20 protein-coding genes are annotated in these 20945 nt (G+C 57.1%); 10 read left to right on the forward strand and 10 right to left on the reverse strand.

The window, feature by feature from the left end; translation table 11 throughout:
* Positions 1-145: 145 nt before the first annotated feature.
* Positions 146-850: a helix-turn-helix transcriptional regulator gene (locus GG681_RS01410; protein WP_153544329.1), complete on the reverse strand. Its 705-nt coding sequence runs from the start codon at positions 848-850 to the stop codon at positions 146-148.
* 89 nt (positions 851-939) lie between these two features.
* On the opposite strand from GG681_RS01410, the gene GG681_RS01415 reads away from it, so the two are divergent.
* Positions 940-1563, forward strand: coding sequence for a glutathione S-transferase family protein (locus GG681_RS01415; RefSeq protein ID WP_153544331.1), 624 nt, complete (start codon positions 940-942; stop codon positions 1561-1563).
* Positions 1564-1579: 16 nt separating this feature from the next.
* Here the strand turns inward: GG681_RS01415 and GG681_RS01420 are convergent, their stop codons facing one another.
* Both GG681_RS01420 and GG681_RS01425 read right to left on the reverse strand, forming a co-directional pair.
* The gene (locus tag GG681_RS01420) at positions 1580-2302 is read right to left on the reverse strand and encodes a DUF1638 domain-containing protein (protein WP_153544333.1); all 723 of its coding nucleotides are present in this window, start codon (positions 2300-2302) and stop codon (positions 1580-1582) included.
* Between the two features lies 1 nt (position 2303).
* The gene (locus tag GG681_RS01425; protein ID WP_153544335.1) at positions 2304-3005 is read right to left on the reverse strand and encodes a corrinoid protein; all 702 of its coding nucleotides are present in this window, start codon (positions 3003-3005) and stop codon (positions 2304-2306) included.
* A 219-nt stretch (positions 3006-3224) separates the two neighbouring features.
* Between GG681_RS01425 and GG681_RS01430 the strand changes: the two genes are divergently transcribed.
* Positions 3225-4304: a PA0069 family radical SAM protein gene (locus tag GG681_RS01430; protein WP_235899692.1), complete on the forward strand. Its 1080-nt coding sequence runs from the start codon at positions 3225-3227 to the stop codon at positions 4302-4304.
* 75 nt (positions 4305-4379) lie between these two features.
* Here the strand turns inward: GG681_RS01430 and dmeF are convergent, their stop codons facing one another.
* The 6 genes from dmeF to GG681_RS01460 all read right to left on the reverse strand — a co-directional run bounded on the left by dmeF (position 4380) and on the right by GG681_RS01460 (position 10008).
* Positions 4380-5381, reverse strand: a complete 1002-nt coding sequence (dmeF, locus tag GG681_RS01435) for a CDF family Co(II)/Ni(II) efflux transporter DmeF (RefSeq protein WP_153544339.1) — start codon at positions 5379-5381, stop codon at positions 4380-4382.
* Between the two features lie 29 nt (positions 5382-5410).
* The gene (locus GG681_RS01440) at positions 5411-5683 is read right to left on the reverse strand and encodes a metal/formaldehyde-sensitive transcriptional repressor (protein WP_153544341.1); all 273 of its coding nucleotides are present in this window, start codon (positions 5681-5683) and stop codon (positions 5411-5413) included.
* A 237-nt stretch (positions 5684-5920) separates the two neighbouring features.
* Positions 5921-6955: a betaine--homocysteine S-methyltransferase gene (gene bmt, locus GG681_RS01445; RefSeq protein WP_153544343.1), complete on the reverse strand. Its 1035-nt coding sequence runs from the start codon at positions 6953-6955 to the stop codon at positions 5921-5923.
* Between the two features lie 66 nt (positions 6956-7021).
* Positions 7022-8953, reverse strand: a complete 1932-nt coding sequence (locus tag GG681_RS01450; protein WP_153544345.1) for a phosphatidylglycerol lysyltransferase domain-containing protein — start codon at positions 8951-8953, stop codon at positions 7022-7024.
* Positions 8954-9121: 168 nt separating this feature from the next.
* Positions 9122-9439: a DUF1476 domain-containing protein gene (locus GG681_RS01455; RefSeq protein WP_153544347.1), complete on the reverse strand. Its 318-nt coding sequence runs from the start codon at positions 9437-9439 to the stop codon at positions 9122-9124.
* Between the two features lie 251 nt (positions 9440-9690).
* Positions 9691-10008 carry a DUF1476 domain-containing protein gene (locus GG681_RS01460; RefSeq protein WP_153544349.1) on the reverse strand — a complete coding sequence of 106 codons (318 nt, stop codon included), beginning with the start codon at positions 10006-10008 and terminating at the stop codon, positions 9691-9693.
* 323 nt (positions 10009-10331) lie between these two features.
* On the opposite strand from GG681_RS01460, the gene purC reads away from it, so the two are divergent.
* The 7 genes from purC to GG681_RS01495 all read left to right on the forward strand — a co-directional run bounded on the left by purC (position 10332) and on the right by GG681_RS01495 (position 19752).
* Positions 10332-11093 (forward strand): phosphoribosylaminoimidazolesuccinocarboxamide synthase, encoded by a 762-nt coding sequence (gene purC, locus GG681_RS01465; RefSeq protein WP_153544351.1) that lies wholly within the window; start codon positions 10332-10334, stop codon positions 11091-11093.
* Positions 11094-11190: 97 nt separating this feature from the next.
* On the forward strand, positions 11191-11421 hold the full coding sequence (gene purS / locus GG681_RS01470) for a phosphoribosylformylglycinamidine synthase subunit PurS (protein ID WP_009177310.1): 231 nt from the start codon (positions 11191-11193) through the stop codon (positions 11419-11421).
* On the forward strand, positions 11421-12089 hold the full coding sequence (gene purQ, locus GG681_RS01475; RefSeq protein WP_153544353.1) for a phosphoribosylformylglycinamidine synthase subunit PurQ: 669 nt from the start codon (positions 11421-11423) through the stop codon (positions 12087-12089). Before purS ends, purQ begins: the two co-directional genes overlap by 1 nt.
* Positions 12090-12126: 37 nt before the next feature.
* Positions 12127-13893: a sensor histidine kinase gene (locus GG681_RS01480; RefSeq protein ID WP_153544355.1), complete on the forward strand. Its 1767-nt coding sequence runs from the start codon at positions 12127-12129 to the stop codon at positions 13891-13893.
* Positions 13894-13919: 26 nt separating this feature from the next.
* A complete protein-coding gene (locus tag GG681_RS01485) occupies positions 13920-15257 on the forward strand; it encodes a sigma-54-dependent transcriptional regulator (protein ID WP_153544357.1) in 1338 nt (445 codons plus the stop codon).
* 36 nt (positions 15258-15293) lie between these two features.
* Positions 15294-15977 (forward strand): HAD family hydrolase, encoded by a 684-nt coding sequence (locus GG681_RS01490; protein WP_153544359.1) that lies wholly within the window; start codon positions 15294-15296, stop codon positions 15975-15977.
* Between the two features lie 580 nt (positions 15978-16557).
* Positions 16558-19752 carry an Rne/Rng family ribonuclease gene (locus GG681_RS01495; RefSeq protein WP_153544361.1) on the forward strand — a complete coding sequence of 1065 codons (3195 nt, stop codon included), beginning with the start codon at positions 16558-16560 and terminating at the stop codon, positions 19750-19752.
* 99 nt (positions 19753-19851) lie between these two features.
* Here the strand turns inward: GG681_RS01495 and GG681_RS01500 are convergent, their stop codons facing one another.
* Positions 19852-20094, reverse strand: coding sequence for a sulfurtransferase TusA family protein (locus GG681_RS01500; RefSeq protein WP_153545148.1), 243 nt, complete (start codon positions 20092-20094; stop codon positions 19852-19854).
* A 93-nt stretch (positions 20095-20187) separates the two neighbouring features.
* Here GG681_RS01500 and GG681_RS01505 point away from each other — a divergent pair, with 93 nt between their 5' ends.
* On the forward strand, positions 20188-20940 hold the full coding sequence (locus GG681_RS01505; protein ID WP_153544363.1) for a cytochrome c biogenesis CcdA family protein: 753 nt from the start codon (positions 20188-20190) through the stop codon (positions 20938-20940).
* Positions 20941-20945 lie beyond the last annotated feature (5 nt).

Consider the following 20945-nt stretch of genomic DNA (forward strand, 5'->3'; position numbering starts at 1 on the left):
CCGGAGTATTTGTGAAAAGGTGACGGGGGCGGGGCTATTGTTTGAAGGCTGCAATAAACTCTGCGGATTTAATGTGGCCGAGGCTGCGGTCTTCCTGTTCTGCGCTCAGGCCATCAATCACGCCCGTTGTCAGTTTTAATGTGTGTCATGCGGGGCTCTGTTCTCTGTCGCGCGCTTTCAGCTGATCTATGAACTGACGCAGCAGGGGGACGCGGCGGGGGCGGAAGCTTTCATCGGTTTTATCATATGACAACACCCGGGTGACGTGGAAGCTGCGGAAGTCTGTGCGTTTGCAGCACCAGGCCAAAAGCATCACATTGCGGTCGTGATATGACAGCGCCAGCGGGTAGATGCGGCGCGTCGTGCAGGCATCTTTCAGATCGCGGTAGCTTATATCAAGCGCCTCTTCGGCCCACATCGCTTCGCGCAAGAGCGTCATATCAATGGTGGGGGTGGGTGGCGTGTTGAAACGGTGCACAAGGCTTACGGCATGCATGGCCTGACGTTGCTGGCGTTCGGGCAGGGTGGCGAGTATCTTGACCAGCGCATCCTCGGCTCCCTGGGCAAGATCATGATCGCCGCGCTGTTTGATGTCTGACAGACCCAGCGTGAGCGCTTCTAACTCTATCTTGGTGAATGTCTGTGGTGGCAGCGCCGGGTCTTCGGTCATGGTGTAGCCAAGGCCCGCTTCGCCTTCGATACAGGCGCCAGCGGCGCGCAGGCTGTCGATGTCGCGGTAAATCGTACGCTCGGACACCTCCATTGCTGCAGCCAGACGCGCGGCAGTCACCGGCGGGCGCAAACCGCGGATCAGATGCAGCAGGCGGAAGAGGCGATCGGATTTTGACATGGGCTGAGACTAGGGGATCGCTACTGACAGTATTTGTCAGCAGGGTAGCGCCATAAGGAGGCAAGTCACAAGTCAGAAAGGATCATAAGATGCCAACGCTTTATCATTCACCAAACAGCCGTTCATCGCGGGTCATCGCGCAGCTGATGCTGATGGGGAAACTCGATCAGGTTGATGTGGTGGTGGTGGATGTGCCGCGCCAGGATGGGGGCGGTCGGGTGGACCCAAAGAACCCACACCCCGAGGGTAAAGTGCCCTATCTGGTGACCGATGATGGGGAACATGTTCGCGAAAGCGCAGCCATCATGATGTATCTGGATGAGCTGTTTGGCCAGCCGCTAAGCCCCAAGATCGGCGACACCAAACGCGGGTCATATCTAAGCTGGATGGTGTATTCCGGCGGCGTGCTTGAGCCGGTTCTGGTTGCTGATTTTGCGGGATTTGAACATCCTGCTCTCACCGGTACATTCCGGGGCAAAGCGGAAATGGGCGCGACGCTGGAAGCTGCGTTGAAACAGGGGCCGTTTTTGTTGGGGGATGAGCTGACACTTGCGGATGTTTTGCTGGCGTCACCGTTTCAATGGGCACCACAGTTCATGCCCGACATTCCAGAGGTCAAAGCCTGGGTTGAACGGGTTAGCGCCGCGATGGATGGTGCGGCAGTGCAAGCCTATGACGCCAAAGCGATGGAACTGCTGAGCACAGATGCCTAACCGGATGGGCCGTGCGTTAGCGTGCGGCCCAGCTTTGCAGTTGCGTTTCCAGATCACCATAGCCCGTATGGCGGTGTTCAAACGCAAGCCCCATGCGGGTTGCACAGGATTTGGCCTTTTCCAACAGGGCAGGGTTTGTCACCTGGGATTGGTACACAAGCTTGGTGTAGTTGCCAAAGATCAGGTCGCGCAATTCCGGGTTCTGTGCCAGCCCCATGGGCCGCCAGACAAAAGCATCAAACTGATTGACCAGAAAATCGGTGAGATAGAAGGCGGTGATTTCACCGGCCTCAGCTTTGGCGGCAAAGGTGTCATTGCCTTCAAAAAAAGAATAACAATGCGGCCCGCGCACCATCTCAACCCCGAGTTCGGCGCATTTACGCTCCAGCGCGCCGCCGGTGCCACAATCAGCATAGACCACAAAGATCTGCGCATAGCTGTGGCGATGTTTCAGCACGGCCTCTTCGACGGCGCCCATAATCTGTTGCGGATACAGGTGCAATTTTGCGGGCAGACAGGTGAGATCAAGATGGTCGAGCCCATTGGCCGATTTGATTGCCAGGATCTCACGCGCCAATGCGCCGCAGGCAATAAGCAAAACCCGCCCCGGTTTGGGGGCGAGCTCAATTGGACAGATGTTAGAAGAGGACGTTTCTGACTGCGCGGGTGGCAGGCCTGCAGGGGCGCGCGGTGTAACGTGCTCCTTCAGGCGGGCTGCTCTGCCACGGCGCGCGGTCATGTTACGCGCTCATCTGGTTGTGCTTGCGCGCGACAAATTCTTTTGCGGTTTCCACCGCAACGGCTGCGTCGCCGCAATAGGCATCTGCGCCGATGGCTTTGCCGAACTCTTCGTTCAGCGGTGCGCCACCAACAAGCACGATATAATCATCGCGTTTGCCCTGTTCGGTCATCGTGTCGATCACAACCTTCATATAGGGCATTGTGGTTGTCAGCAGCGCGGACATGCCCAGAATGTCAGGTTTATGCTCTTCAAGCGCGTTCATGTAGTTTTCAACATCATTGTTGATGCCGAGATCCACAACTTCAAAACCTGCGCCTTCCATCATCATGGTCACCAGGTTTTTCCCGATGTCATGGATGTCACCTTTAACGGTGCCAATAACCATAGACCCCACGCGCGGTGCGCCGGTTTCGGCCAAAAGCGGCTTCAGAATGGCCATGCCACCCTTCATTGCGTTGGCCGCCAGCAGAACCTCAGGCACAAACAGAATACCGTCACGGAAGTCTGCGCCAACAATGGTCATGCCGCCAACCAGAGCCTCGGTCAGGATCCTGTAAGGCGCCCAGCCGCGCTCGAGCAGAATGTTGACCGCTTCTTCGATCTCCTCTTTGAGACCGTCGTAGAGATCGTCAAACATTTGCTGAACGAGTTCTTCATCGTTCAGTTCGGACAGGATGATGTCGTCTTCTTGTTCCGACATAGTGTCTTCCTCGCTGGGCGGGACTTCCCGCAATGGCATTAATGTAAGCTATGTTCACCAAAACGTCGCATTGGGACTGCCCGAATTGCGACGCTGTTGCGATCTGAACCGACCTATACGAATAATTCTAAAAAATGAACAATGAGAAATCTGCATGGAGATCATCGATCTGGTCCATTTGTTCTTCATTTGTTCTTAATTATGCGCCATAATGGCGACATGGAAACGCTCTCACCTTCACAGCTCTCGCCAAAAAAGGCCCGCGCGGCGCTGAGCAATGTAGCCGGCCGTTTTGAGCTGGCGCGCGAACACCTTGATGATGGCTGGCAATCGCAACAGCCCTCGGAGACGGTTGAAACAGATCTGCGTCTGGAAATGGCGCGCAGCATTATCAGCTATAATCGCTCGCCAGATCTGCCGTTTGACCGCTCCATCAACCCGTATCGGGGCTGCGAACATGGCTGCATCTATTGTTTTGCACGGCCAAGCCATGCCTATCTGGGGCTGTCACCGGGGCTTGATTTTGAAACCCGTCTGATTGCACGACCCAATGCGCCTGATCTTCTGCGCGCCGAGCTGAGCCATGCGCGCTATCGGGTGGCGACGTTGGCGATCGGTACCAACACTGATCCGTATCAACCCTGCGAACGTGAGCAGGAAATCACCCGCAATTGCCTTAAAGTGCTCAGCGATTTTAATCACCCGGTGGCGATCGTGACCAAAGGCGCGCTGGTTGAGCGTGATATCGATATTCTGGCGCCAATGGCTGAACGTGGGCTTGTCCGGGTGGGGGTGTCCGTCACCACGCTTGATCCGGAGCTTTCACGGCGGATGGAGCCGCGAGTGCCGACGCCTGCGCGCCGCCTTGCCACCATCCACCAGCTGAGCGACGCTGGTATTCCGGTGCGGCTGATGGCGTCACCGATGGTGCCCGGTTTGACCGACCACGAGATCGAAGCACTTTTGGCGGCCGGGCAGGCGGCAGGGGCGGATGCAGCGTCTTGGATTATGTTGCGACTGCCGCGTGAGGTGTCGCCGCTTTGGCAGGAGTGGCTGGCCGAGCATTACCCCCACCGCGCTGCCAAGGTAATGGCAAGGCTGCGCGAGATGCACGGCGGGCGCGATTATGATCCGCGTTGGGGTCAACGCATGCGAGGTGAGGGGCAGTATGCGCAGATGATGGCGATGCGGTTCCAAACCGCTTGTAAACGGCTGGGCCTGCGTGAGGCGGCACCCGCGCTGCGTCACGATCTTTTTGCGCGTCCGCCGCAGGCTGGTGATCAGTTGGCGCTGTTTTGAACCCTTGCTTGCGGATGTTGTAACCCACAGCTCGGGACGATCCGCGATTTAGCAGGTGCCGGCAGTTTTGCGGGCTCAGGTCGCGGCAGAGATGCGATGCACCTCGACGGTGATGTGTGACAGCTGGTTGATCTGTTTCAGCGCCGCTTTGTATTCAGGTGTGGTTTTGGGTGCTTCGGAGGCGATGGAGGCAATGACCGAATAGTGGCCGGGACCGATCTGCCAGATGTGCAAATCGGTAATAGTGTCGGTGTCGCTTTCAATGGCGTGGCGGATTTTTGCATCAAGGTGCCCGTCGTCAGGGGTGCGGTCCAACAAGACCCCGCCTGTGTCGCGGATCAGCCCCCAGGACCAGCGCGAAATGACAATGGCACCAACGATGCCCATCAGCGGATCAGCCCAGGTCCAGCCATAGGCACGGCCAAAAACCAGCGCGAGGATCGCCAGCACCGATGTCAGCGCATCCGCCAGCACATGCAGATAGGCCGCGCGCAGGTTGTTGTCGTGGCCGTGGTGGCTATGGTGGTGCGCGTCATCTGCCTGATCGTGAGGGTGGTCATGATGGTGATGGCCATGATGGTGGTGCCCGTGATGATGTCCGTGGTGGTGTCCATGGTGATGATCGTCATGCAACAGCCAGGCGCTGGCGAGATTGACCACCAGCCCAATTACCGCAACGCCAATCGCCTGTTCAAAACTGATTGCAACCGGATCCACAAGGCGCAGCAGGCTTTCCCAGCCAATCAGCAGTGCGATCAGCACCAGCACCACGGCGCTTGCAAAACCGGCAAGATCGCCCACCTTGCCCGTGCCAAAGCTGTAACGGCGGTTGTGCGCGTTTTTCCTGGCAAAGCGATAGGCCATCACCGCAATCAGCATGGCCCCGGCGTGGGTTGACATATGCCAGCCATCCGCCAGCAGCGCCATCGATCCGAACCAGTGCCCAGCTGCGATTTCTGCCACCATCATGGCGGCGGTCAGGGCGATCACCCACCAGACCTTGCGTTCGTTGCGGTCCTGATTGGCACCAAGAAACACATGGTCGTGGGAGAATGTTGTAGCGTCTGATTGGGTCATATCTGGCACTTTCCGAACGGTCGCGGCGTCTATTTGAGGTAGGATTTCAAAATTTGGATCATCTCTTGCGCCCCTTGTTCACGCGCCGCCTGAGATGAAGCATCGACCACATGGTGGCGCAGGTGGTCCTCAAGGACCTCATTGGTGAGCCCGTTCATTGCACCACGGATTGAGGCGAGCTGACGCAGCACTTCGCTACAATCCGTATCGGACTGCAGCGCGCGTTCCACCCCTTCGACTTGCCCCTTAATCCGGCGCAAGCGTGTGATCAGTTTAGAATTGTCGCGACTCAGATGGGACATTTTTCACTCCAGTATAATATAGGGGGGTATACTATACTGGCGCCTCGATCAAGCGTGCGGCGCGCCAGGTTCCCGCGTCCAAAGGATCGCGTCACTGGTTGGGGTGCGCGGTGCGTTGTCCTGCGTTTCAGGATAAGGGGAGGTGAAATCCGCGCGTGGGCTGAGCGGCGCACTAATTGGCAACCCATAAAAAAAGGCCCCGTTTGGGGGCCTTTGATAGGTGCGTTGATTGGCGGATCAGGCGCGACGTCGTCCGCCGCGGCGGCCTTTGCGCTCCGGAGCGTGGTCGGCACAGTTGTGACCTGCCTCAGTGCCATCGCGTTCTGATGAGAACGGGCCAAGCGCCGCAACAATCTGTTCGAGGCTGGGGCGTTCGCCTTTCGGGCGGGTGTCGAGCGCCTCGCGCATTTTCACCAGATGCTCTGGCATGGTGCCACAGCAACCACCGATGATTTTTGCACCAGCGTCGCGGGCAAGCACCGCGTAATCCGCCATCAGCTCCGGCGTGCCATCATAGTGGATATGCCCATCGACATATTTGGGGATGCCTGCATTGCCTTTGGAAATAATCGCGCGATCGCTGCCTTGTGCAACAAAGCCCAGAATGGTGCGCAAGATATCAGAGGCACCGGTGCCGCAGTTGGCACCATAGGCCAGCGGCGCGGGGTCAAATTCTTCGACCAGGCGCGCCATATCAGCAGAGGTAACCCCCATCATGGTGCGCCCGGCGGTGTCAAAGCTCATGGTGCCGCACCAGGGCATATCCACCAGCTTAAAGGCTTCGGCCGCGGCTTTGAATTCTTCGGGTGCGGAAATGGTTTCCACCCACAGCACATCAACGCCACCTTCTTTGAGCGCGTCCGCCTGTTCGTGGAACATTTCCACTGCAAGCTCGTGGCTGAGCTCACCAACCGGCTGCAGGATTTCGCCAGTAGGTCCAACCGAGCCTGCCACCAGAACATCACGCTCAGAGCGGTCAGCCACTTCGCGGCCCAGTTCCGCGCCAACGCGATTGAGCTCACGCACACGGTTTTGCGCATCATGCAGTTTCAGGCGCGAGGCGGTGCCCCCAAAGGTATTGGTCAGGAACAGATCGCTGCCGGAATGCACCGAGCCTTCATAAAGCTTGATGATTTTTTGCGGCTCATCCGTGTTCCAAAGTTCAGGCGCATCCCCGGACTGCAATCCCATGTTGAACAAGTTTGTCCCGGTGGCTCCATCGGCCAAAAGCACGTCTTTGTTCTGGAGCGCTTCTGCAAATTTTCCGCTCATATCACTATTCCCATCTGTGCAATCCCAGAGTTAACCATACCATATTCTGGGCAGTTGTTCCCCCTCTCACGCGCGGCGGGGAAACACAAATTCATTTTGTTCATCTTCATTATGAGGCGCGCTGTCCCATTTGGATGGCTGTTGTGTACTAAGATCTGCGGGTTGCCAGGCTTTGGCGGGTTGCAGCGGAGCTGGGCGGTGCACCAGGCGGATCAGTTCCACCAGAGAGAGAGCCATCTGCGGCCAGCTGGGTGCGGCCATGTATTGGGGCTGCCAGTGTGGTGCAAAGCAGCCTTTAAACCGGCGCAGCCCGCGTTCAACCCTGTGGGCAAATCGATGGTCTGGCACTGCCGCAAGCGAGAGGCGGGCAACACCTGCCTCTGCGGCTGCGGCGATGGCGGCGCGGATCATGATGTGGCCGGTGCCATCTGGCACATCCGGCCCCATGCGGATGAGATCGAGACACCATTCATCGCGGGCCAGATGAAAGCTGACAAAGCCAATGATCCGGCTCTCTTGCCAGGCAATAAACACCTTTTGGCCTTTGATGTATTCCGGTTCAAATTGGCCCATTGTGGTGCCATGGGCGGCGCCATGACCATTGTGCCAGTTTTGATCTACTTCGGCGAGCTGGCTGAGTGGCAGGGTGCCAGCAGCGTCGCGCACGTCGATCCCGGCTTTTTCTGCGTGGCGCAGTTTGCGGCGCAGCTGGCGTTTGGAGGAGCCGTTTTCGGAGAAACCTCGCGGTGTAATTACCGCCTCTGAAGCAATGCGCAGGATCTTCCAATTGGCCTTGCGTGCGGCCAGCGCTGCTCTGGGGCTGCATTTGTAAAGGCAGGCCGCGGCGTTGCGACCAGCGGCGTAATGGTGCAGCGGGGCAAAGATTTCAGCAGCGTATCCGCGCACAGGATCAAACAGCGCAACTGAACTTTGGGGGGTGTCCAGCATGGCCAGTTGATTAAACCCAAAGCTGCGTAGATGGCCGCCATTTTGACGGATCACACCCGTTTCAGAACGAGCGCGTTCAAATGGGATGGTATGCGCAAAATCGCGACGGCTGCCCAGCAGTGCGACATCTTCCGGTGCAGCCGCGCGGGGGCCGATAAGGCGCGGCCAGACCAGCGCAACACAGGCTAAGACGGCGGGGGCGAGATAATACACCAGACGAAAGGCCACGAGACCTGCAAGAATCGTGGTCGGGTCATGCGCTGAGAGGAGGGTGACAAGTGTCAGCTCAAGCGGTCCGGTGCCGCCGGGTGATGACGACAAAACCGCCAATCCCAGCGCCAGAAAATAAGCTGGCAGCAGCAGCGTCAATTGAATGCCGCTGCCCGGTGGCATCAGCAACCACAGCGCGGTGCCAGCCGCCACAACATCCACCAAGGTCCAAAGCGCCAAGGCAGTTAGAGCCGTAAGCGAAGGCCAGCGCATCTTGTGGCGACCAAGGCGCAGCTCGGGCCAGAAAAAAGTGGCCGCGCAGGCGGCTGCGAATGCCACCATTAGCCCGATACCCAGTAGGCGGGCATAGGGAAACGGCCCCCAGGCCAAAAGCGCCAGACCACAGACCGCAGCCAGGGCAGCCATAAAGGTCAGCCCGGTCAGCGCGGTCAGCTGTGCAGCCTGAACAGGAGAGAGTTTGCGCAGCAGACGCCAGCGGGCAAAGCCTCCGGTCAGAATGCCAAAACCTGCGGTCTGGGAAAACGCAATGGCCAGCATGCCCGCAAGCCGGGCCTGCAGCCCATCAAGCCCGGTGTTCAAATGCCGGTGCGCCACCCCATCATAGCGGCCAAGCGCCCAAAAGCTGATGATCGTGGCCAATGCAGCACCACCCCAATTGAGCAGGGGGATCTGCCCCATCAGATGGGTGAGTTCGGCAAGGCTTGGAAAGCGAATACTGGTGGACAGCAGCCAAAAACAGATTGCTGCGGATAGAACCGGCACAAAAAGGCGCATGGCACGGGCCGCAAAATGCTGCGCGACCTTTTTGGAGATGACCATAATAATCCCTATCTGCCCCCAGAAACATATAGCGGCAGCATAGGTGAATCAGAATTTCGGTTCGGTTAATGAAATGCCGTGCAACCACTTCATTTGCATAAAATAAATCCCGTCACTGCAAAAAAAAGCGACGGGACTTAATTTATCGGGCGATACGGCTGGTCTTGCTTAATGCAGCGGTGTTTTCAGTTCTTTGCGGCCGATTTTTGTCACTTCGGCCAGCTTGGCCTCAATGTCGTCGATGGTAGCAATGCCGTTCAGATCTGCGGCGGCTTTGGCTACGATATTGTTGCTTTTCAGCGGGACAACGGCTGCGGTGGCATATGAGGCCGTCAGCGCTTCGGTTGCGGCGTCATCCAGATTCAATTGTTTTGCCACCCATTGGCCCAATAGCTTGTTGCGACGGGCTGCGGTTTTGAAGTCCAGATCAGCATCATGGACGAATTTTGCTTCGAAGGCCTTTTTACGATCAAGAAAAATGGTCATGGTTCACCTATTGGCTATGCGACTTTTATATTGGCTAAGGCTGACAGTCGGGAAAACCGCGATCCATGTCTGAATGATCGATGGAGGTGGGCTGATCACAATAGCTTCTGCTATATCAACCGAATGTCTACGAAGGTTGATAGCGCATAAAGAAAGCTGAATGAATTCTTTCGACGCCCTTGGGTTAACAAGTCGTTTACGCGTTAATAGGGAGTTAATTCAGCGATGGAATGTCTGTTATAAAGCCCTGTTCAGGCCATCGCATTGATCACCCGATCATGGGCGATCGCATATTCATTGGCAATGCGCTCACGGATCTGGGTTTCGCTGAAACGGGGGCCGAGATGCAGGATCATTTGGTTCACAAAGATGCTGTGGCCAGAGTCCCGTAGATCGCAGAGTGTTGCGTTTTCTGCATATTGTTCAGCGTCTTGTCCCGTCTTTCCGAGTTTCGAAGCGGCCCAGAGCGCCACATGTTTCAAAGCAATGACTGAGGCTTTAAACTTGAGCTCTTCATCATAAGCAAACTTGCTTTCAAAAGCGACTTCACGTTCGTCAAATGTGGTCATAGAGGTCCTCCGTGGCTTGATGATTGGGATGGAATTGCGCCAAGGCTGCGCGCTCCAATCTGGGTCTGGCTGTGAAGAGGGGGCAGGTTTTTATGAGACTGCATCTCTCCTTCCGTATATAATGTATTTCTAATTTGTCTGGTTTCTACGTCTGAACGCGCGCAAGCTCGTCAACAATGTGTTGAAAGCTCGATGCAGGCCGACGGGGTTGGCCTGCAGATTCTGGTGTGGGCGCTGCAAATCTTGCGATAGGCGGTGCCTTGCACTATGAGGGCGTCAACTCAGGCGGAGATTCCCGTCAGCTCAACTCCGAGAGGCTTTCCATGGCGCGTCGCAAAAAGATCTACGAAGGTAAAGCAAAGACTTTGTTTGAAGGCCCAGAGCCCGGAACCATTGTCCAATACTTCAAGGATGACGCCACCGCGTTTAACGCGGAAAAGCATGACATCATCGAAGGCAAGGGTGTTCTTAACAACATCCTGAGCGAATTCTTTATGCAAGGTCTGGGCCAGATCGGTGTTCCGACCCACTTCCTGAAGCGTCTCAATATGCGTGAACAACTGGTGCGCAGCTGTGAGATCGTGCCGCTGGAAGTGATCGTGCGCAATTACGCAGCTGGGTCCATGTCCAAACGTCTGGGCATTGATGAGGGCACTCAGCTGCCGCGCCCAATTGTGGAATACTGCTACAAAGACGACGCGCTGGGCGATCCGTTTGTAAGCGAAGAGCATATCGCGGCCTTTGGCTGGGCCAGCCAGCAGGACATGGACGACATCCTGAGCCTGGCGCTGCGCGTCAATGATTTCATGTCTGGTGTGTTCCTTGCTGTCGGCATCCGTCTGGTGGATTTCAAAATCGAGATCGGCCGCGTCTATGATGGAGACTTCCAGCGTCTGGTTGTTGCTGATGAAATCAGCCCCGACAGCTGCCGTCTGTGGGACATCGAGAGCGGTCAGAAGCTCGACAAGGATGTGTTCCGTCGCGATCTGGGCAGCTTGACCGACGCCTATAGCGAAGTGGCGCGCCGTCTTGGTGTTATGCCAAACACCCCTCCAGCTGGCGGTAAGCCGACGCTGGTAAACTGAGTTTTATCCTCACCGCCTGCGGTGGGGATTTGAATATTGATGAAAAGATGAAGCCCGGTTCTGTGCCGGGCGCGCTGGATAGCCAAAGGAAAACGCGATGAAAGCACGGGTTCATGTGATGTTGAAAAACGGGGTTCTGGATCCGCAGGGCGAGGCCGTGCGCCACGCGCTGGGTGCGCTGGGCTTTGACAAGGTCGAAGGTGTGCGCCAGGGCAAGGTGATTGATCTCGAGCTCGCCGACGGAGCAACCGAGGCGGACGTGACCGAGATGTGTGAAAAGCTCTTGGCCAATACCGTGATTGAATCCTACAGCGTCGAGATTCAGTGATGAAGGCGGCCGTTGTTGTATTCCCGGGCTCCAACTGCGACCGCGATCTGGCGGTAGCGTTTGAGCAGGCGGGCTTTGACGTATCCATGGTTTGGCACAAGGACAGCGCGCTGCCCGAAGGTGTCGACATCGTGGGTGTTCCCGGTGGCTTTTCCTACGGCGACTACCTGCGGTGCGGCGCGATTGCGGCGCAGTCTCCGATCTGTCAGGCCGTGGTTGAGCATGCAGAACGCGGCGGCTATGCGCTGGGTGTGTGTAACGGTTTCCAGATTCTGACAGAGACAGGCATTCTGCCGGGTGCACTGCTGCGCAATGCGGGTCTGAAATACATCTGCAAAACCGTTGAGCTGAACGTGGCCACCGCAGATAGCGTGTTCACCCAAGGTTACAACGCGGGTGATGTGATTGGCATTCCAATTGCCCACCATGATGGCAACTATTTTGCGGATGATGAAACCCTGGCGCAGCTCAAGGATCAGGACCGCATTGCCTTCACCTACGGGGATAACCCGAATGGTTCGCGCGATGATATTGCTGGCATCCTGTCAGAGAACCGTCGCGTGCTTGGTATGATGCCTCACCCGGAGCGTGCGGCGGATTCGGGCCACGGCGGCACAGATGGCACGGCAATGTTTCGCGCACTTGCTGAGCTGAGCGTGTCAGCCTGACTTGTCTCGCCGCGGCACTGGATCTAAATATCCTAATATGTCTGTCGCGGCGAAACGCTCTTCTAAAACACGCTCCCGATTGCGCACCATCTCATGGCGCGTGCGTCTGGTGCTATTTTTGTTTGTGTTGGCGGGGGCGGCCACCATCTGGGCCACCAACCGCAGCCTGACCGACCGTTTCACTGAGACCACCCGCAACCGGGCCGAACTGCGACTGGCACTTTATTCCGGCAACCTGGTGAGCGAGCTGCGCCGCCACGCGATTGTGCCGCAGCTGCTGTCGCGCGATCAGGCGCTGATTTCGGCGCTGCAATCCAATGATTTTTCGCTTTCCACCCAGCGGCTGATTTCTTTTGTCGAAGAGATTGGCGCGGCTTCGATCTTTTTGCTGGCGCGCGATGGGCGCACGGTTGCGGCAACCGATCGCAACCGGCTGGGTGAGAACCACCGCAATGCGGCCTATTTCATCGACGCGGTGCGCGCCAATTCAACCGTGTTTTCGATCATCCCCCGTGAGGTCGCGGGCTACCGCTTTACCTATTCGCGCCGCATTGTTGATGCTTCAGGCGTATTGGGCGCCATCGTGGTTGAAGTGGATCTGCAAAAGTTTGAACGCGCCTGGGCGGGGATCTCGGATGCGGTGATGGTCAGTGACAGCACTGGCAATATCGTTTTGGCGACTGAGAGCCGCTGGCGCGGCCTCTCTGAGGAAGATGCGCTGAAGCTGCAGACCCCGGAAGGGGCGATCCAGCGCGCTATTCGTGCTACAACCGATTGGACCGCGCTGCCACCTGATGCCTATCTGCAGGGCGAGGCGGTGATGCGACTGGAAACCCGGATCCCGTTTCAGGGCTGGCGCATGACCAGTTTCACCACCTATGCCTCGATCCGCGAGAAGGTGAATGCGGTGCTGGCGCTGGAAATCATGGGATTCGCGCTGCTTTTGGCGCTGGCGTTTTATGCGCTCAGCCGGAAAACCGCGCTGCGCATGGCGCTGTTTCAACGGGAATCGGCAGAGCTTCGCGTATTGAACAACAGGCTCCAGCGAGAAATTGCCGAGCGCGAACGGATGCAGCAAAGCCTTGAAGTGGCCGAGCAAAGCTTGGCCCAAAGCTCCAAATTGGCCGCCCTTGGTGAGATGTCAGCCGCCGTCAGCCATGAGCTTAACCAGCCTCTGGCGGCGATGAAAACCTATCTTGCGGGTGCGCGACTTTTGCTCAGTCGTAATCGCCCGGATGAGGCGCTCGCGTCCTTTGGGCGGATCGATGATCTGATTGAACGGATGGGGGCGATCACGCGGCAGCTGAAATCTTATGCGCGTAAGGGCGGAGACACGTTTAGCCCTGTAAACCTTGGCGATGCGCTGGCATCGAGCCTTTCGATGATGGAGCCGCAGCTGCGCGAACGTCATGTGAAAATCACCCGGATCCTGCCGGAAGACCCGGTATTTGTGATGGGGGATCAGATGCGCCTGGAACAGGTGATGGTGAACCTCTTGCGCAATGCAATTGATGCCACCAAATCAGTAGATGACCCAGAAGTCGAAATCATTCTTGCTGCGGGCGAAACCGCCACCCTTGCTGTGCGCGACAATGGCACCGGCATTACCGATTACGACAACCTGTTTGAGCCGTTTTACACCACCAAGCAAGCGGGTGAGGGCGTGGGACTGGGGCTTGCCATCTCCTCGGGGATCGTGAACGACCTTGGCGGGAGGCTCATAGCGCGCAATGGTGAAAACGGTGGCGCTGTGTTTGAGATGCAATTGCCGATCCTCATAGATGGGATCGAAGCTGCGGAATAGCAGCACGAAGAAAGGAAAGGCGCGATATGGCACAGGCCATGAAGATTGCGATTGTCGATGACGAAAAGGACATGCGCCAGTCGATCAGCCAGTGGTTGGCATTGTCGGGCTATGACACCGAAACCTTTGCCAGCGCCGAAGATGCGCTAAAAGTGCTGGGGCCGGAGTATCCGGGCATTGTGATTTCCGACATCAAGATGCCGGGCATGGATGGCATGCAGTTCCTGAAAAAACTGATGGGCAGCGACAGCGCGTTGCCGGTGATCATGATCACCGGGCACGGCGATGTGCCTATGGCGGTTGAAGCCATGCGCGTAGGCGCGTTTGATTTTCTGGAAAAACCGTTCAACCCCGATCGCATGTCAGCCCTAGCAAAAAAGGCGAGCAATGCGCGACGTCTGACGCTGGATAACCGGGCGCTGCGTCGGGAATTGTCGGATGGCGGCCAGATCATGAAAAAACTCATCGGCTCAAGCCCGGTGATGGAGCGGCTGCGCGAAGATATTCTCGATCTGGGGCAGGCGGATGGCCATGTGCTGATTGATGGTGAAACCGGCACCGGCAAGACCCTTGTGGCCCATGCGCTGCATGCGGTTGGCAGTCGCGCGGGTAAGAAGTTTGTGCTGATTTCCTGCGCCGCCTTTGAAGAAGAGGCGCTGTCAAAACGCCTGTTTGGGCCAATGTTGCCCGAAGACAGCATGTTGCCCGCCATGGAAGAGGCGCGCGGCGGCACGCTGGTGCTCGAAGATATCGATGCGCTGAGCGAAGCATTGCAGGCGAAACTTCTGAATGTGATCAATGAACAGGGCATTCCGGGCGAAACCCGCATTGTTGGTATTTCCAACCTGCAGGAAGCAGGTAAGACCTGCGAAGATATCCTGCGCCCGGATCTGTTTTACCGTCTGGCAGCATTGCGCATCACCGTGCCACCGCTGCGCCAGCGCGGCGAAGACATCCTGACGCTGTTCACCCGTCTGAGCGAGCAGTTTTCCGAAGAATACGGCTGCGAAAGCCCGCAGGTCACCGCGCAAGAGGCTGCACAGCTGTTGCAGGCACCCTGGCCGGGCAATGTGCGTCAGCTGATCAATGTGGCAGAACGCGCGGTGCTGCAGGCGCGTCGTGGATCGGGCACAATTGCCTCGCTGTTGATGTCGGACCACGAAGAGATGCAGCCGGTGATGACCACCGAAGGTAAGCCGCTAAAAGAATATGTCGAGGCCTTTGAGCGCATGTTGATCGACAACACCATGCGCCGCCATAAGGGATCGATTGCCAGCGTGATGGAAGAGCTCTGCCTGCCGCGTCGGACCCTGAATGAAAAGATGGCCAAATATGGTCTGCAGCGCGCAGACTATCTGGGCTAAACAGGCGGAATTGGATCATTTCACTGAGGGCGGCGCATGCCAGCAGCATTTCTTTTTGATATGGATGGGCTGCTGCTCGACACAGAGCGGCTCTATCTCAATGCATTTGAGGACTGCGGCGTTGAATTTGGCCTCAAAGCGGGGCGGGCGCATCAGCTCTATCTGAGCCTTGTTGGCCATTCGAGCACCGAAGGAGAGCGGCGGATGGCCGCTTTCCTTGAACCGGACATCCGCGTGGCTGACTTTGACGCGCGGGTGATGGAACTGGCCAACGGCAGGCTCAAGCAGCAGATACCGCTGCGCCCCACTGTGCGTGAAACCTTGGACCGGTTGCGCGCAGGCAGTGCCCAGATGGCGGTGGTCACCTCAACCAAGGGCGATCACGCACGCTGCCATCTTGAGCAGGCCGGGCTATTGGATCATTTTCAGTTTGTCGTTGGTGGTGATGAGGTGTCCGCAAATAAACCGGACCCGGCACCATATCGAGAGGCGGCAGCACGGTTTGGGTTTGATCCCAGGCATTGCGCGGCCTTTGAAGACAGTGATCCCGGTGTTACAGCGGCGACGCAAGCAGGCTGTTTGGCAGTCCAGGTGCCGGATCTGCGCCCAGAGGATCAGCCCTTTGCCGCAGTTGGACAGATGTTTGCCAAAACACTGGGGCAGGCCGTGTCATTGGCAGAGGCGGAAATGACACGTTTGCGCAGCGCAGTGGTGCCATAGGCCCTATTCAGCGCATCGAAACCTTCGGGCATTGGTTGCAGGATGCGCAGGTTTTGGGCACAAACCTGAACCAAAGTGGCGGATAACGTCGGGTAAATATCTGCAAATTAATGTTTTCTTTAAATTCATATGGAAAGCGTGGGTTTCGCAGGGTCCTGTGACGAATGCCCATTGTCATTACCTATCCACAGGTCTTATGTTGGTAAAACAGGGGTGAGCATTGAAAAAGCTCCCTCAAGAAGTGAGATTCGCTGCTTCGGGCTTTTGTCCGGCCACAGCCGAGAAAGACCAAGCAGAGTGATAGGCTTCGCAGATTGCGAAGCGGTTTAGTGCCTGACCCGGTGTGCCGGGGCGGGAATAATAAGGCAGGGATCGGATACACCACCTGTCGGAGAAGAAACGCGATGACGCGCGCGCAAACGAAGAATATAGAGGCAGCACCGCTGGGGACCATATCGGCCCAGACTGCTCTCTATACCGTGCCGCCTTCTATCGCCCTGACAAGACGCCCTCCCAGACACTTACGCCCTGACACTGATGTGCGGGCTCGTTTTGTGCGCGGGCGGCGCACCAAGGACCAATGGCTAAGAAGATGCTTATCGATGCCACCCACGCGGAAGAAACCCGCGTCGTGGTGGTGGACGGAAACAAGGTTGAGGAATTCGACTTTGAATCTGAAAACAAACGCCAGCTTGCTGGCAACATTTATCTGGCAAAAGTAACACGCGTCGAACCCTCTTTGCAGGCGGCGTTTGTGGACTATGGCGGAAACCGTCATGGCTTCCTCGCGTTTTCTGAAATCCACCCGGATTATTATCAGATCCCGGTTGCTGACCGCGAAGCGCTGATGGAAGAGGAGCGCGCCTATGCGGAAGCAATGCGCGCGCAAGACGACGACGAAGAGGCCAAGCCGCAAAAATCGCGCCGCAAGCGTGGTGGTCGCAGCAAAGCGGCGAAGGCAACATCCTCTGATGTTGTTGAAACCAAAGATGTGTCCGAAGATGCACTGGAACCCGCACAGCAGCCCACAGAAATTGCTGGCATGGAGACCATTGACCTCACAGATGATACCGATGTGGTATCTGATGAGGCCAGCTCTCCGATGGAGCGTGTTGCTGAAACCCCGGTCGAAGAGCCGCAGCAGGCTGCAGATGTGGCAGCTGACGATCAGCCCGCTGAAGTTGTGGCTGAGGCTGCAGAGACAGATGATGCGGTTGCGGTAAGCGAAGCACCTGCTGAAACTGCTCCGGCGGAAACTACTCCGGCTGAGACGTCTGAAGACGCGACAGATGCACCTGCAGAGGCTGTGTCTGACGAAGCCGTGGCAGAAGAGGCGGCCTCGGAGAAAGTCGCTCCTGAAGAGGCAGCTGCTGAGGAAACTGCAAGCGAAGAGGCTGCAGCAGAGGTTCAAGCCGAAGACACGGCGGCACCTGACGCTGTTGTTGCGGAAGCAGAAACGGTCGCTGTTGCCGAAGCAGAAACGGCTGCGTCAGAAGAGGCTGATGAAACCTCTGACAAAGACGCCGCTGAAGGCGAAGAGGCAGCCGACGATAATATTGAATCGGTTGCTGACGAAGACGACAGCGAGGACATCCGTCCGCCGCGCAAGCCGCGTCCACGTCGCTATAAGATCCAGGAAGTGATCAAAGTGCGCCAGGTGTTGCTGGTGCAGGTCGTAAAAGAAGAGCGCGGCAACAAAGGCGCGGCGCTGACCACCTATCTGTCGCTGGCAGGCCGTTACTGCGTCTTGATGCCCAATACCGCGCGCGGTGGTGGGATTTCGCGCAAGATCACCAACGCCGTCGACCGCAAAAAACTAAAAGAAATCGCCAATGAAATGGATGTGCCCACTGGCGCAGGCCTGATCATTCGCACCGCCGGTGCCAAACGCACCAAGGCGGAGGTGAAGCGCGATTATGAATATCTCCAGCGCCTTTGGGAGCAGATCCGCGAGCTTACGCTGAAATCCATCGCGCCCGCTAAGATCTATGAAGAAGGCGACCTGATCAAACGTTCGATCCGCGATTTGTATAACCGTGAGATCGACGAGGTTCTGGTGGAAGGCGAACGCGGCTACCGCATCGCCAAGGACTTCATGAAAATGATCATGCCGTCCCACGCCAAAAACGTGAAAAACTACCAAGAAGCGCTGCCGCTCTTTGCGCGCTATCAAGTTGAAAGCTACCTCGGTGGCATGTTCAATCCGGTGGTTCAGCTGAAATCCGGTGGCTACATCGTGATCGGCGTAACCGAGGCGTTGGTGGCAATTGACGTGAACTCGGGTCGGGCAACCAAGGAATCCTCGATTGAGGAAACCGCGCTGAAAACCAACCTTGAGGCGGCCGAAGAAGTGGCACGCCAGCTGCGTCTGCGCGACCTTGCGGGTCTGATCGTGATCGATTTCATCGATATGGACGAGCGCAAGAACAACGCCGCCGTTGAAAAGCGGATGAAGGACAAGCTAAAGACCGACCGCGCCCGTATTCAGGTGGGTCGCATCTCGGGCTTTGGTCTGATGGAAATGTCGCGTCAGCGTCTGCGCCCTGGCATGATCGAGGCCACCACCCAGCCGTGCCCGCATTGTCACGGCACCGGTCTGATCCGCTCGGACGACAGTCTTGCGCTGTCGATCCTGCGTCAGATCGAGGAAGAGGGCACCCGTGGCCGCTCTCGTGAAGTGTTGGTGAAATGCCCGGTTGAGATTGCCAACTACCTGATGAACAACAAACGCGAGCACATCGCCCAAATCGAAGCGCGCTATGGCCTGTCCGTGCGCATCGAAGGGGATCCGCATCTGGTCAGCCCGGATTTCTCGATTGAGAAGTTCAAGACCGCATCGCGGGTTGTGCCGATGGTGGAAACGCCGGTTGTGTCGGTTGATACCAAGATCATGGACGAAGTGGACGCGATCGAGGAAGAGGAAGAAGTCACCACAAGCGAGGCTGATGCGCCCGCAGGTGAGGACGAGGAGCAAAAGCCCAAGCGCCGCCGTCGTCGCCGTCGTCGTCGCAAGTCCACTGGTGAAGAGGGCGCTGAGCAAAAAGACGCAGACGCAGTAGATGGCGAAGCTGCGGAAGATGCAGCTGAGCAAGAGGACGATGCAGAGGAAAAAACCTCTGAGGAAGCTTCTGAAGCTGCGCCCAAAGAAGAGAAAAAGCGCCGCAGCCGCAGCCGTTCGCGCCGTCGCAAGAAAGATCAGCCCTCCGATGAGGTGAAAGTTGCTGATCAGGGTGAAGACACGCCTGCCGAGGGTGCTGGTGAACCTGCCGCGCAAGATGAAGCGGAAGTTACGCCCCAGGAGGCTCCGGTAGAAGATGCTGCTGCTGAAGCAGTGGAAGCCTCTGCAGAGCCCTCAGAGCTGGTGGAAGCTGTAGCTGAGGGTGCTGCTGAAGACGCACCGGTTGAGGCTGCATCTGTTGATCCGGTTGCCGAAGAGGCGTCAGCTGATGAGGTTGCGGTTGAAGAGGCTGCTGTCGAAGAGACCGTTGCAGAGGAACCCGCGGCCGATGAAGTGGCTGTAGAAGATGTGGTGTCTTCTGAAGACGAAAATGTCGCCGAGGCGGCAGCGGAGCCTGTACAGGTGAATGCTGCTGAAGCGGACGAAGCCCCAGTTGAGACCGCTGTGAGCGAAGAGGTTGAGGACACCCAGACCGAAGCGCCAGCAGAGGAAGCCGTGACCGAAGATGTTGCCACCCCCGTGCTAGAAGCGGTTGGTGAGCCCGCGGAACCCGCGGCCCCGCCAAAGCCAAAAAAGCGCGGCTGGTGGTCGAAGTAATCTGAGCATCGATAATAAGAAAAGGCGGCCTTACGGGCCGCCTTTTTTATTTGAAATCGCGGAACTGCCGGAGGTCGAAACATCTCCGGGGGACGTTTATCAAGTTGATTTGCGAATGCGGTAGCTTTGATGTGTGTCGCATTCCTCAAGCCCGAGATAGTCATGGCCTGCCTCGGCGCAGAAATGGGGAATGTCCACAATCGCCGCTGGATCATCGGCGAGCACAGTCAGCACAGCGCCGGGAGCCAGGCTTTTTAGCCGCTTGCGCGCTTTCAGGACCGGCAGAGGGCACAAAAGCCCCAGCGCGTCCAGGATCAGATCATCGGTGTTTTCATTGCTCATACTTTGCAGATAGTTGTCATGTTTCAAACTGTCCACAAGGATGTGACGTCTTGGGCAGGTGACCTTTGGTCCAGTCGTGGTTACATGTGGGCCATGTTCGGAATTGATATCATAGATGCGGGGCTGCTGCCCGCCATGCTGGTTGCGCTCATTGGTGGGCTGATCAGCTTTTTGTCGCCATGTGTGCTGCCGATTGTGCCGCCCTATCTGGCCTATATGAGCGGCGTCTCCATTGGGGAGATGCAGGGAACCACAGCGGCGCGACGTAAGGCAATTGTCGCGGCGCTGTTTTTTGTACTGGGGCTGTCGACGGTGTTTATCCTGCTTGGATTTACCGCCTCGGCCTTTGGCGCATTTGTGCTGCAAAACCAGCAGCTGTTTGCGCAGGTTTCGGGTGTTATTGTTATTGTATTTGGTCTGCACTTCCTGTCGATCTTCCGCATTTCACTGTTGGATCGTGAAGCGCGGATGGATGCAGGGCAGTCGGGGGGATCCGCGCTGGGTGCCTATGTGTTGGGGCTTGCCTTTGCGTTTGGCTGGACCCCCTGTATTGGCCCGCAGCTTGGCGCGATCTTGTCGCTTGCGGCCTCTGAGGGCTCTGTCACACGCGGCACCGTTTTGCTGGGTGTTTATGCAATGGGGCTTGGGGTGCCATTTTTGCTGGCTGCGATCTTCCTCAACCGATCCATGGTCATCATGAACAAGCTCAAACGCCATATGGGTCTGATTGAAAAGATCATGGGCGGGCTGCTGTTGTTTGTGGGCTTCATGCTGGTCACAGGGCTGTTTGCAACCTTCAGCTGGTGGCTGCTTGAAACCTTTCCAGCGCTTGCGCGGTTTGGTTAAGACAG

This window comes from Tritonibacter aquimaris (assembly GCF_009617595.1).
GTDB lineage: Bacteria > Pseudomonadota > Alphaproteobacteria > Rhodobacterales > Rhodobacteraceae > Epibacterium > Epibacterium aquimaris.